Source organism: Deinococcus sp. Marseille-Q6407, assembly GCF_946848805.1.
Classification (GTDB): domain Bacteria; phylum Deinococcota; class Deinococci; order Deinococcales; family Deinococcaceae; genus Deinococcus.
Window position 1 is genome coordinate 254,805 of record NZ_CAMPFU010000004.1, and the last position, 12,869, is coordinate 267,673.

Annotated in this window: 9 protein-coding genes and 1 pseudogene; 3 read left to right on the forward strand and 7 right to left on the reverse strand. The window is 69.0% G+C overall.

The features are described 5' to 3' along the window. Positions 1–36: 36 nt before the first annotated feature. Positions 37–1,944 (reverse strand): annotated as a pseudogene (locus OCI36_RS10975) (MDR family MFS transporter). 325 nt (positions 1,945–2,269) lie between these two features. Between OCI36_RS10975 and OCI36_RS10980 the strand changes: the two are divergent. From OCI36_RS10980 to OCI36_RS10990, 3 genes are all read left to right on the forward strand, one after another. After that, positions 2,270–2,770 carry a group III truncated hemoglobin gene (locus tag OCI36_RS10980; RefSeq protein ID WP_261665120.1) on the forward strand — a complete coding sequence of 167 codons (501 nt, stop codon included), beginning with the start codon at positions 2,270–2,272 and terminating at the stop codon, positions 2,768–2,770. Positions 2,771–2,893: 123 nt separating this feature from the next. After that, entirely contained in the window at positions 2,894–4,960 is a 2,067-nt protein-coding gene (locus OCI36_RS10985) for a WD40 repeat domain-containing protein (RefSeq protein WP_261665121.1), read from the forward strand. Further along, complete coding sequence (locus tag OCI36_RS10990; protein WP_261665122.1) at positions 4,957–6,822, forward strand: hypothetical protein; 1,866 nt, start codon at positions 4,957–4,959, stop codon at positions 6,820–6,822. Before OCI36_RS10985 ends, OCI36_RS10990 begins: the two co-directional genes overlap by 4 nt. Positions 6,823–6,902: 80 nt before the next feature. Here OCI36_RS10990 and OCI36_RS10995 read toward each other — a convergent pair whose 3' ends face one another. From OCI36_RS10995 to kdpC, 6 genes are all read right to left on the reverse strand, one after another. Beyond that, positions 6,903–7,250 (reverse strand): hypothetical protein, encoded by a 348-nt coding sequence (locus tag OCI36_RS10995; RefSeq protein WP_261665123.1) that lies wholly within the window; start codon positions 7,248–7,250, stop codon positions 6,903–6,905. A 56-nt stretch (positions 7,251–7,306) separates the two neighbouring features. Next, positions 7,307–8,398: a sensor histidine kinase KdpD gene (locus tag OCI36_RS11000; RefSeq protein ID WP_261665124.1), complete on the reverse strand. Its 1,092-nt coding sequence runs from the start codon at positions 8,396–8,398 to the stop codon at positions 7,307–7,309. Positions 8,399–8,443: 45 nt separating this feature from the next. Further along, positions 8,444–9,757 (reverse strand): polysaccharide deacetylase family protein, encoded by a 1,314-nt coding sequence (locus tag OCI36_RS11005; RefSeq protein ID WP_261665125.1) that lies wholly within the window; start codon positions 9,755–9,757, stop codon positions 8,444–8,446. A gap of 12 nt (positions 9,758–9,769) precedes the next feature. After that, positions 9,770–10,786, reverse strand: a complete 1,017-nt coding sequence (locus OCI36_RS11010; protein ID WP_261665126.1) for a hypothetical protein — start codon at positions 10,784–10,786, stop codon at positions 9,770–9,772. Between the two features lie 104 nt (positions 10,787–10,890). Beyond that, positions 10,891–12,066, reverse strand: coding sequence for a heparan-alpha-glucosaminide N-acetyltransferase domain-containing protein (locus OCI36_RS11015; protein WP_261665127.1), 1,176 nt, complete (start codon positions 12,064–12,066; stop codon positions 10,891–10,893). Between the two features lie 115 nt (positions 12,067–12,181). After that, positions 12,182–12,817: a potassium-transporting ATPase subunit KdpC gene (gene kdpC, locus OCI36_RS11020; RefSeq protein ID WP_261665128.1), complete on the reverse strand. Its 636-nt coding sequence runs from the start codon at positions 12,815–12,817 to the stop codon at positions 12,182–12,184. Between the last annotated feature and the right edge of the window lie 52 nt (positions 12,818–12,869).

The window sequence follows — 12,869 nt, forward strand, 5'->3', positions numbered from 1 at the left end:
CTAGCCGGTGCGCTGTCCCCTCCTCACCACCTTTTCTTATTCTGCAGGGGCCGGTTCCGCGCCGGGAGCGCCGGGACGGTTCATTTCCAGCCGGCGGTCGGGCAGCATCAGGACGGCCAGGAAAGCCAGTACCATCACCAGAATACTGGTGCGGAAAATCTGCGCGATGGCCTGGGCAAAGCTGGTTCTGATGGCCAGGTCCACCCCGTCCAGGGTTTTGTCGGCCTGCTGGGTTGCCTGCTGCTGCGCCGCCTGCATTCCGGCCCGCAGACCGGCCAGCACCTGCTCCTGGCCCTGCGGAGTCCGGATGGCCTGGGCCGGCACCCGGCTCAGCTGCTGGCGCAGTTCGGCCGGCAACTTGGGATTTTGCTGCAATGCCTCAAAGCGCGCCGGGTCGCCGCTGCGGACCGTCTGTTCCAGCAGTGCGAACTGGCCGCTGAAGCCCTGAGCAATGCCCGCCCCGGCCTGAGCCCTGGCGGCGTCCACATCGAAACTGCTCTGGTTGCGCGCCGACCCGCTGCCCGCGCCGCCGGAGAACTGCTCAAACTGCTGCTGCAACTGCGGCGGGGCCTGCCGGATCACTGGGTCCAGATTGGCTGTCATCTGGGTGCTGAGGGTGCTGGTCAGAATGGCGCCGAACAGGGCGATGCCGATGGTGCCGCCCATCTGCTGAAAGAAGGTGCCGGCCGAGGTGACCACGCCGATCTGGTAGGGCGCCACCGCGTTCTGCGCCGCCAGAGTAAACAGCGACACCGAGGGCCCCAGCCCCAGGCCGATCAGGAACATCCGGGCGGCCAGCAGGCTGTAAGGGGTATCCACCTGAATGGTGGAGAGCCACCAGAAGGCCGCAATGGCGATCAGATAGGCGGCGATCAGCAGCGGCTTGTAGCGCCCGCTGCGGGCCGCCAGCAGACCCGAGCCCTGCGCGCCCAGCGCAAAGCCCAGCGTCAGCGGCAGGGTGGCGAGGCCGGCGCTGGTGGCGCTAAAGCCCTGAACATTGATCAGATACAGCGTCAGAAACAGCACCGCACCCAGGAAGCCGGCGCCCAGCAGGAAGCGGGCCGCCATGGTCCAGGAGATGGTGGGGTTGGCAAAGAGGCTGAGCGGCACGATAGGGCTGGGATGACGGCCTTCCCAGAAAATGAAAGCCCCCAGCGCTGCCAGCGAGAGCGCAAACAGGCCCAGCATGGTGGGGTCCAGCCAGCCGTATACGCCGTCGGCGCCCCAGGTCAGCGCCAGCAGCAGCGGCACCGTAAAAATGATGATCAGCAGGGCGCCGATGTAATCCACGGCGCCTTTGAGCCCGCTTTCCAGGCGCGGCATCTTGGCGGTGATAAAGGCCAGGGCAATCAGGCCAATAGGCACATTGACATAAAAGACCCAGCGCCAGGAGAGCTGATCGGTCAGAAAGCCGCCCAGCAGCGGCCCCACCACGCTGGAGAGCCCGAACACTGCCCCGAAAAGGCCCTAGTATTTGGCCCGTTCGCGTAGCTCGAACAGGTCGGCCACGATGGCAAAAGCCACGGTGGCCAGCGCGGCGGCGCCGATGCCCTGCAGGCCCTGGAAGACCACCAACTGCATCATTGGGCTGCCGAACAGGTTGCCCAGAAAAGGCTCGCCGCTCAGGCCGCACAGGGCGCTGCCCAGCAAAAAGACCACGATACCGAACGACAGCACCGGCTTGCGGCCATACAGGTCCGACAGCTTGCCGTAGATGGGCACCAGGGCGGCGCTGGTCAGCAGATAAGCGGTCGTGACCCAGGAATAGAGGTTGAGGCCGTTGAGCTCCTGAACGATGCGCGGCAGGGCAACCGACACGATGGTCTGGTCAAGCGCACTGAGAAACAGCGCCAGCAAAACGGCGAAAACGATCACTTTCTTGGTCTTCAGGTCGAGAATCTGGGCGTAGTTGATGTGTTCCGGCGGTGAAGCGTTCTGGGTCATGGTCTGGGGTCCTGCCGCGCGCGCGGCTGCGTTGAGAGGGGACTGCTCTGGGAGCGGGGAAGTGAAAGGCCCGAAAGCCTGAAACCGAGGTTGGAGCCAGAGAATATTGATTCAGTTCCATCATAGTCAGAAATGACTAGGGAGGAGAGGAGACGGTGAAAGGTGATGTGCGGCAGTGATACTACCCTGGGGCAACCAGCGCTGCGCACCTTGCCCAAAACTCCTGACTGCTGGAGAATCCCAGTATGCTTGCGCCCCTGCCATCTTTTTCCTGCCAGCCCGCTGCCCCGGCCCGCTTCTTTTCACAAAACTGGAGCCAGCGGCCATGACGGTGCCGATTCCGCTGGAAGGCGGGGGGCAGCCCACGCTGTTCGAAAGAATCGGGGCGCAGCCGCTGCAGGCGCTGCTCTGGGACTTTTACGCCCGAGTCTGCCAGGACCCGGAACTCGGGCCGGTGTTCAGGGACCGGCTGGGGCCTTTTCCGCAGGCCGGCTGGCCGCTGCACCTGGCCCGGGTGGAGGGCTTTTGGCGCAGCGTGACCCGTGGGCCGGGCGCCTACCGTGGGCAGCCGGGGCAGGCCCACCTGAATCTGGGCATTCAGCCGCACCACTTTGACCGCTGGCTGGCCCTCTGGGAAGAGACGCTGCCCGGGTACATGGGCGAGGCCGAGGCCCTCAGCCTGCTGAGCACTGCCCGGCGTATGCGGCCGACCCTGGAACGCTTTGCCGTTCACGGTCAGGCCCCGGACGGCCCCAGACGCCTTGAGACTAAAAATCCTGAGACTAAAAATCCTGAAACCAGACGCCCCGAAAAGGGCGGGCAGTAAGCCCAGCTGGCTCCTGACCGGGAAGCTGGGGCCTTCAGCAAGAACACCAAACGGCCCCGGCAGGACGCTGACCCTGTCCTCACACGGCCCTCACTCCGCCTTCCCCCCCGCTACACTGCGGCCATGCACAACGCACTCCAGCTGGCACTCCGGCTGACTGCAGGCCTGCTGCTGTTCTCTCCGGCAGCGGGCGCTGAGTCACTTACGCTGACCGGCACCTGGACTTTCGGCGGGCATCAGGGCGAGGTGGCCTGGGGCACCCTGACGCCGGACGGAGGGCGCGTCTATACCCAGAGCGGCGCGCAGCTGCTGACCTGGGACGCACGGAGCGGCGAGCTGATCTCCAGCCGCGAACCGGCCGGCGGAGAGCCGCTGAACGTGCCGGCCGACGACTGGACTGTGGTCCCGGCACCGGCTGGGCAGCGGGTTCTGGTGAGCACCGGCAGCGGCGAGGGAACGCGGCTGCGGCTGCTGGACCTGAGCAGAGGACGCCTGGGCGCCGATTTTGGGCCGCTTCAAGGCGGCCAACATGCAGAGTGGACCCCGGGGCAGACCGCCGTGGTCCTGACCACTTACGAGGCGCCGCAGGTGCGCTACTGGCGGCAGGCGGACGGCGAACAGGCGCGCAGCCTGCCGCTGAAGGACCCGCCGCCCGCCGGGGCCGGCGACCTGCGCGCCGCCTTTGCCCCAGACGCCCAGACACTGTATGTGATGGGCCAGAACCTGACCGCCTATGACCCCGGCAGCGGGAAGCCGCTGTGGCAGCTGAGTACCAGCGAGGTCAGCGGCCGCAGTGGGAGGCCGCTGAGCGCCTGGACCGGCAGCTTTCTGACGCCCGTGCTGAGCCACAATCCGGCCCGCCCGCAGCTGCTGCTGACCTCGGCCGACGGCCTGCTGCTGCTGAATACCCAGGGCACGCCCAAGCCGCTGTGGCTGGACGCCGGTCTGACCAGCCTAGCGGTGGCCGGCATCTATGGCGTGGACTGGAGCGCCGACGGCAGCCGGGTGTTCGTCTCTGCCGGAGGCTACCTGCACGAGATAGACACGGCCAGCGGCCGGACACTGGGGGTGGTGGACGGCCGGCGCCTGCTGGCCAGCACGCCGCAGCGGCTCTGGACCAGCCATTTCGACCGGATGGCCGCTTTCGACCGCCAAAGTGGGCTGGACTTGGGCCTGCTTGCAGATACGCCCCCGGCCTGGAACTCGCCGCTGGCGCTGGGCCCCCAGGGGGAACCGGCCGCCGCGCTGGTGCAGTCGGCCCAGGGGCTGGCGGTACAGGACTTTGCCAGCGGGCAGCTGCGTGCCCTGAGCGACCACTTCACCCGCGCCGCACACTTTTCGCCTGATGGCCGGCTGGTCGCCAGTGTGGGACCGGCCGGCCTGCGGGTCATGGACGCGCAGACCCGGCAGGTGCGCTGGCAGGCCGGCGCCCGCAACAGCCACGATTTCGCCTTCAGCCCCGACAGCCGCCGGCTGGCACTGGGTGAGGCAGGCGCCACCCGCCTGCTGGACACTGGCAGTGGGCAGGAGACCGCCCGGCTGAACGCCCCAGCCACCGCTCAGGCCCAGGGCGCCCGTGGGCTGAACCGCGCCCTGGCATTTAGTCCGGATGGCCGGCAGCTGCTGGTGGGCTATGAGGCGAGCGCTGCCACCGTCTGGGACCTGCAAAGCGGCACGGCAGCCCTGACGGTAGGGCGGGGCGGCCGCGGCTGGGTGCTGAGTGCCGCCTTCAGCCCGGACGGCCAGACCCTGGCCCTCGGGTACGGCGGCGGCGAGGTCCGCACCTACCGCCTGCCCGGCGGAGAACCGCTGCAGAGTTTTCAGCTGCAGGGCGCGGTGCGGGCGCTGGCCTTCGGGCCAGACGGGTCGCTGGCAGCCGGCGGCCTGGGCGGCGACCTGCGGCGCTGGGCACCTGCGGCCGGGCCAGCCAATCTCAGCCCGCAGGCCAACCTCAGCCAGCAGCTGCCCGGCGGAGTCACGGCCCTGGCCTGGGCCGGGTCCACCCTGCTGGCCGGCACTGCCGGCGGCGAGCTGCACTCCTACGCGGCCGGCAGCGCCCAGCCCGGGCCGGTCATGCAGGCCGGCGGGCTGGTGCAGTCGCTCGACTGGAACGCGGCCCGCCGGGAGCTGCTGAGCAGCGTCCGGGACAATACCCTGCGCTTTTATCACCTGGAGGAATCCCAGCCATGAGCCGTCCCCGCACTTCTGTTTTTTCTGCCTTCTCGCCGGCCCATGTTTCTCCGGCCCGTTTCTCTCTGGCCTATTTCTTTCTGGCCCTGCTGACACTCAGTGCCCCAGCCGGAGCCGTGACCCTGTCGCCACTGCCGGCCCAGACGCTCACCTTCGCGGCCGGGCGCGACGTACAGGCAGTCAGTTTCAGCGAGGACGGCCAGCAGCTGCTGACCCTTGATGAAGCCGGCTTGACCCTCTGGCAGGTCACGCCGCTGCGGCCGCTGTGGCGCAGCCACGTCCGCCTGGACTGGCGCCCGCGCAGCGCCCGCTGGAAAGCGGGGGAAATTGTGCTGCTGGGCGACGAAGGCCGCCGGGCCAGACTGGCAGCGGCAGACGGCCGGCAGCTGGGCGAGGACCGCCTGCCACTGCCGGCCGAGGTGCGCCGCGCACTGGGGCTGGCAGCGCAGGCGCCAGTCCTCCACTTCACCGCCCAGGGCATCTGGCAGCCTAACCCGCAGCAGCCCGGCCTTCCTTTTGACGTGGGCGGCGGGCAGCTGAGCGGCTTTTACGCGCAGCAGGGCCGCTGGCTGGCCGTCAAGCCGCCCGGCTACGCTCCGCTGGAAGTCTGGCAGTCCGGGCAGGCAAAATACCGGTTAGGCAGCATCTTTCCGGCGTGGGGATTCGAATCGGGAGGCGGCATTTCCGAGCAGCTGTCACTGAGCCCGGACGGCCGCTGGCTGGCCTGGAGCGCCCAGCGCCGGGTGACCCTCTGGGACCTCGGCAGCGGTGAGAAGCGGGCCGTACTGCGCCCCGATCCCTATCAGGAAAGCTCCGAGAGCTTGCAGGTCGGCTGGACGCCTTCGGGCGACACCCTGCTGCTGTGGTCGGACCGGGCACTGTGGCGATATCAGGTGCCAGCAGCAAACGCGGGAGCGGCGGCAGATTTTGCGCTGCTGGACCGCACCGCAGCGCCGCGGGACGCCCTAATCCGGACCGTCGCCAGCAATGGCGCCCTGGTCAGCGGGGCACAGTCGCTGCTGCTGAGCCGGCCCGGCCAGACTCCAGCTGAAGGGACTACCGCTGCCGAGGTCATTGGCCCGGTGCCGCAGCAGGTCTTTTTCAGCGACGACGGCACCCGGACGCTGGTGCTGTCCCCGCCGGCGCTGTGGGTGTTTGGCACGGGGGCGGCGGGAAAGCCGCTGGCGCTGCGTCTGCCCGCTTTTGCCGAGGGCAGCTGGCTGACCCTGGACAGCGCAGACCGGCTGACGATCTACGGCCGCGACCTCTCGCAGACCCCCGGTCAGGAGCCGGGGCTGGCCGCCAGCGTCTGGCAGGCCGATCTGCGCGGGCTCACGCTCGGGCAGCTGATCCCGCTGCGGCGCTTGCAGGTGGACCCGCGCCTCAACTGCCCCGGCGGCGCCGCGCCGGCAGGCCAGTGGCTGACCCCGGTGCTGCGTGACGTGCGCCTCTGCCAGCAGGAGCGGCAGCTGAGCGGCCTGCGGGGAACCCAGGCCGTCTGGACACTGGAGCTGCCGGACGTGGCCCAGGCCCTGGTGACGCCGGACGGGCAGTGGTTTGCGCCTCAGCTCACCAGCAGCCGGGGCCAGCTGAGCGTGTACCGCAGCGACACCGGGCAGCGGGCCGGGCAGCTCGCCCTGCCCACGCTGCCACCTGACACCTTCTGGAACCCGGAACTGCGGGTGGATGCCCAGGGCCGCTGGGCCGCCGTACACGCCGGCCGGCAGTGGTACCTGGCCGACCTGCGCCGCGGCAGCGTGCAGAACGTCCCGCAGCTGGAAGGCGCTGTGGACGTGGCCTTTGTGGGAGACAGGCTGGCCGCTACCCTAGCCGACCGGGTGGTGTGGCTGGCGCTGCAGTAACGCCGGTAAGGAAGAGAAAAGTTCGGGGCCAGGCACCTTGCCAGTCGGCGGTGTCCGGCCCCAGCACTCCGGCGACGACCTCAGCTCAGCGGTTCTTCCGAAGGCAGCAGCACGACTTCCACGTTACCGCGCACGGCGTTGCTGTAGGGGCAGACCGTGTGGGCGGTTTCCATCAGGGACCGCAGCTGCTCGGCAGGCAGTCCCGGCACGTATACCCGCACCCACACGCTCAGCACGTAGCGCTGGTCGGGGATAGCCTTCAGGGTCACGTCCGCCGTGGCCTGCGCCGCACCCCGCAGGCGCACGCCCTCTACCCGAAGCTGCTGGCAGTGCAGGCCTGCTTCCGCGAAGGCGCTGCCGCTGCTGCCCGAAGAAGCCCAGCAACTGCGGCAGCTGGCGCGGGCTTTTGGAAGTCCGGACCCGGCCACCGATGAAACGCCGAGAGTAGAGCCAGACGCGGGCTGAGCGGCCGCCCGGCCCGCGCTCAGTCACGGCTGATGATATGCACGTCCACCCCCTGCGTTTCCCGCAGCACATACTTGATGATGTCGCCGCTGAGAAACTCGGCCCAGCGTGAGCGGCTGGTTTCACCCATCACAATCTGGGTGGCGTGGACCCGGTTCACGTAGGCGACCAGCGCCGCGCCGACGCCCGTTTCCTGCCCCAGTATGCTGAATTTCCCGCCTAGGGCTTCGGTGATTTCGCGGCAGGTGTCCAGCATCCGCGAGGCCTGCGGGCTCAGCCGCTGCGGGCGCACTGTCACCACATGCTGCTGGCCGCGCAGCCGCTCGGCCAGCAGACCCCTGCGCCGGATCAGCCGGGCCGCCGTGTCCTCGGCTGACATCGCCACCACCACCACCTCGTGCGCGGCCGGCTGGCCGTCGGGCACTTCCAGCTCCACCACCTGCGCCACCCGCCGCAGCGCGATCTCACGCAGCGCGGTCAGGTTGGGCAGCGTGAAAAAGTTGCCCAGCGCCTGATCCACCTTGTCCGGTGCGTAGATTTTCCCGGCCCTGAGACGCTCGCGCAGGTCCTCGGGCGGCAGGTCGATCAGGATCAGTTCGTCTGCATTTTGCAGCACGAAATCCGGCACCCGCTCGCGCACCCGCACCCCGGTGAGCCGCGCCACCGTGTTGTTCAGCGATTCGAGGTGCTGCACGTTCATGGTGGACAGCACGTCGATGCCGGCGCCGCGCAGCGCTTCCACGTCCTGCCAGCGTTTTTCAAAGCGGCTGCCGGGAGCGTTGGTGTGGGCCAGTTCGTCTATCAGGACCGTGCTGGGATGACGCTGGATCAGACCGTCCACATCCAGCTCGCTGAGGGTCACGCTGCCGCGCCGCAGTTCCCGCGGAGGAAAAACCGGCAGGCCCCGGGCCGCCTGCTCGGTCTCCGGCCGGCCGTGGGTTTCCAGCACCCCGATCAGGGCGTCCTCGCCGCGTTCCAGGCGGTCGCGCAGCTCGTTCAGGGCGCGGTAGGTCTTGCCCACGCCCGCCGCCATACCGATAAAGATGCGGTGGGTGCCACGCTGGGGCCGCACAGAACTACGCGGCAGGGTCAGCCGGACCGGTTCAGACACGGGCGCCGCCTCCCGGCCCGGCGCGGCGTTCAGCGCTGGCCGGGGTCATTTGGGAAGTCCGCCCACCGTGGTCAGGTGGTAGCCCTGCTGCCGGGCCACCCGCAGGAAATTTTGCAGCACCTCCAGCATCTGGGGCGCGTTGTCGTGCAGCAGCACGATGCCGCCCGGCCGCAGCTTGCTTTGCAGCCGGCCCTGCAAGGTGGCGGCGCCGGGGTTCTGGAAGTCGCCGGGGTCGTCGGTCCAGAACACGGTGGTCAGGCCCAGAGCGCGGGCCGCCTGCAATGTCTCCGGGGTGTACTCCCCGCCCGGCGGGCGGAAATAGCGCACCGGTTTGCCGGTCAGCTGTCGCAGCACTGTATTGGTCCAGCGCATTTCATTGATGGCGTCGGCCAGCGGGAGCGGAGGCAACCGCACGTGATGGTAGGTGTGGTTGGCGACCTCATGCCCCTGCTGGACCATATCGCGGATGAAATACGGGTAGGCGGTGGCGTTCCGACCGATCACGAAAAAGGTGGCCTTGGTGCCGCTGCGCCGCAGCAGATCCAGCAGCAGGGGCTCGAACAGCGGATGCGGCGCGTCGTCAAACGTCAGGGCCGCCAGCGGCAAACTGGGGTCCTTGCCGCGGTACAGCAGCCCGCCGACGCGCCCGCCCTGCCGGCGTGCCTGCAGTTCCAGCGAAGAAGCCGGAGCGCCGGACGGCAGCGGGACATTTTCCAGCACCCGGTCGGCCTGGCGGAACTGCGGCAGGTTGCCGGGATTGACCCACACCCGCTCGTAGGGACGGCGCCGGGTGCCCCAGGCCAGAAAGTCGTCCAGGCGCGCGCGCGGCACGCTGGCCGTCAGCACCGGCAGTGGGCCGCCAAAGCCGGCGTAGCTGCCCTGGTCGTACACGCTGATGTCCACCTCATCCAGGCTGGGCCGCGCGGCCAGCACACGCCGGGCCACGAAAACGGCCAGCGGCCGCAGATGCTGGCGCTCCTGCGGGGTCACGGTAAGGACGGTGTGGGCCACCTCGGTAAAGCCGTTGCTGAGGTACTCGGTGCGGAAGACCTGGGCAATGGGCGGCGTGAGTTGCAGCCGGGGCAGCGCCGGAGCCGGGCGGGTCCCCGGCGCGACCGGCTGCACCTGCCCGGGCAGGCCCGAAGCCGGCGGAAAAGGCGCCAAGAAAGGCAGCGGCGCCGGCAACTGGGGAGCGTCGGGGTCGGGCTGGGCCAGCGCCGCCGGCGCCAGCAGCGCGGCCCCCAGGCAGAAGGCAGCGGCAACTGCCCGCACCACCTGGCCCGGCCAGGAAAGCTGGTGCTGGCGGCGGCCGCCCCAGCCTGAGCCAACCGGCTTAATGCGCTGACCGTTTCTGAACATGCAGTCCATTCGTCACTGCCCCTTGCCGTTGGCCCAGGCCAGATTGGCCTGCATGCCGGCCGGGGTATGACCCTCGGCCGCGTAGAGAGCGGCGGCCTGACGGTACTGCTGCCGGGCCTGATCCAACTGGCCTTCCTTGCGCAGCACGGTGCCCAGCACGCTGGCGGCCAGTGCGTTGCGCGGTTCTTCTTTCAGGGCCTGCCGCAGCCACCGTTCGCTGGTCTTCAGCCCGGCGGGGGTGGCCCGGCCGCCGGTGCCCAGCACGCCGCCGCTGGCCCGCTCGCCGCGGTAGTAGCTGAACTGCGAGCGCACATAGTTCATGCTCAGGAAGCTCAGGTGCGCGGGCTTGCCGGCTCCGGCCCCGCCCACCTGCCGGTAACTGGTGATCAGGCCCTGTGGCCCGAACTGGGGCGCCAGAAAGCGGTAATCACCATCGGCCCAGCCCAGAATGCCCTGGTGTGAGGCGAACGGCTGCGGCTCGCTGGCATCCACCTGCAGGTCGCCAGCGCCAATGGGCAGCCGCAGCACGCTGGTGACATGGCCCAGGTTGCTCTCCTGGCCGCTCATGCTTTTCCAGACCATCACCAGACCGGCGTCCAGGCCGGCTTTTTGCAGCAGCCCGGTAATGATGGTGCTTTGCAGCAGGCACTGGCGCTCGCCAGTCTTCACGATGCTGGCGAACTCGAAGCCGCGTTCCAGGCTGAATTTCGGCACCACTTTCTTGATGAATTTGTGCGCCCAGGCGGCGGTGTCACGGGCCAGCGCATCCTTCTCGGCCGGGGACTTGGCAGCCTGTAGCTGTGCCTTTCGCCGGGCCAGCGCCTGATCCAGGGTCTGGCCGCCCGCCAGAGGCACGCCGCCGCGCAAGTAGGCGTCGGCCAGCCAGCTCTGGAAATGGCCCGGCATCCCGGCCAGGCGGTACGAGTCGTCGGCCAGGGCCTGGAAGTTCTTGCCGCCGTAGCTCAGGTCGGCCGGCGTAGCGGCCGCCGCGCAGGCCAGCGGCGTCAGCATCAGAGTGGTGGCAAGCACAGCACTGAATTTTCTTTTGAACATTTTTGGCTCCTCTTCTGAGAATGAACGGGAACGAAGGCGGCCGGGTGAGAGTGGAAGCGGCACAGAGGCACGAAGCCGAGCTAGAGCTTCCAGATCATCCCCCGGCGGGCCATCCAGGCCAGGCCCAGCCAGACGGCCAGCACGTAGCTCAGCGTGTAGGCCCAGCCGCCCCCAGCTGGCCCGAAACTGGCCCGGGCCAGCTCCAGCAGCGAGGCCGCGACCGATTCGGTCTTGCCGGTCCAAGTGACCTGCCAGTCCAGCAGAATCCACACTTTGATCAGGATGGGCAGCACGTAGCCGGCCAGCGCGTTGCGGCCCGGAATGGTCAGCGGGGCCAGCAGCGCCGCGCCGCCGGGCACCCGGCCGGAATCGGCCAGCAGCCAGAAGGCCAGAATGCCCAAAGTACCCAGGCCAGCGCTGTACAGCACATAGGGCGGCGTCCAGAGAGCCTTGCTGAACGGCAGCTGCCCGCTGGCGGCCCAGCCGTATCCCAGCGCGCCGAACAGCAGACCCAGCCCCAGCAGTTTCCAGGGGGCGCCGGGGTCTTTTTGCTGGAGTGGGCGGGCCACCGCCGCGCCCAGCAGCACCAGCGCCGTAGCCGGAACCACCGAGAGCAGCCCGCGCAGGCCCCAGGGGGAAAGCCAGGCGTCGTTCAGGGCCTGAACCGGGTTGGCCGTTTCGCCCACCACGCCTATGCCGCCCGGATGCGGCGTCACTGTCAGAAACAGGGCGTAGCCCAGCAGCAAGGCGCCCGCGACCAGCAGCTGCCAGCGCCCACGCAGGCGGCCGCACAGCGCCGCAAAAAAGGTGGCCAGGGCAATCAGCTGCAGCACCCCCAGCCCCAGCGTCGGCGCATGCTGGGTCACGCTGGTCACGAAGGCACCCAGCAGGTACAGCCGCGCGGCGCGGGTCAGCAGGCGGCGAAAGCGCAGCCGGCCGGTCACGCCCGCTTTCTGCATGGCGGCCAGCGAGAACGGCAGGGCAGCCCCAGCGCAGAACAGAAACCAGGGAAACACCAGGTCGGTCAGCGTCAGGCCGCCGAAAGGAGCGTGGACCAGCTGCGCCGGCGTAAAGTCGCCCAGCGCGACGTTGTTGACCAGCAGCATCAGCAGCACGGTCAGGCCGCGCCAGGCGTCCAGGGCGGTCAGCCGGAAGCGGCGGGCCGGTGGCTGGGCGGGGGAGGCGGGGGCAGCCGGGCCGACCTCGGACGCCTGTGCATGTACTTGAACCTCCGGGCCAGCCAACTCTGTTGCCATGTCTTTACCCCTTTGCGCCGCTGTTCGCCTGCTTGCCACTGCACCCTAGAGAGCGAAGATCAAAGGACGGTGAAACGGCTGGCAAGGCAGCCCATCGGCCGCAGCGCTGCCTTGCCTAGTCAGCCGGCTGAGCTTCCGGGCCGGTCGGCTGCCCGTCCAGGCTCAGATTCACCGCCAGCACGTTCACGCGCGGCTCACCCAGCAGGCCCAGGTCACGGCCCTTCAGGTGGGCGCGAATCACTTTTTCCACCTCGGCAGGCTGCACGCCCCGCGCCTGAGCGATGCGGCTGACCTGCAGCAGCGCCGTTGCCAGCGTCACGTCAGGGTCCAGGCCGCTGGCCGAGGCGGTCACGGCATCTACAGGCACCGGCACGTCCGCGCCCAGGCCGTTTTCCTGGCGGAAGGCAGTGATGCGCCCTTGCACCGCGTCCCGCAGTTTGGCATTGGTGGGGCCCCAGTTGCTGGCGCCGGAGTTCTCGGCGTTGTAGGGCTGGGGGCCGCTGCCGTCGGTCTTGTTGGTCATGGAGGGGCGACCGTGCAGGTAACGCGGCGAGGTGAAGTTCTGGCCCAGGACCGCCGAGCCGACCACCTGGCCGCCCCGCGTCACCAGGCTGCCGCCCGTCTGATTCGGAAACGCGGCGCCCGCGACCAGGGTGGTCAGCAGCGCACTGAGCAGCAGCCGGGGCAGCGGCGTGGGGCGCTCGGCGGGGAGGGAGGCAGAGTCCTGAAGGTGGGCATTGGGGGTGGTCATTTTGGTTCCTCCTTGAACGTGGTTTTATCGGTGGGGTTGGGCGGTCACAGAC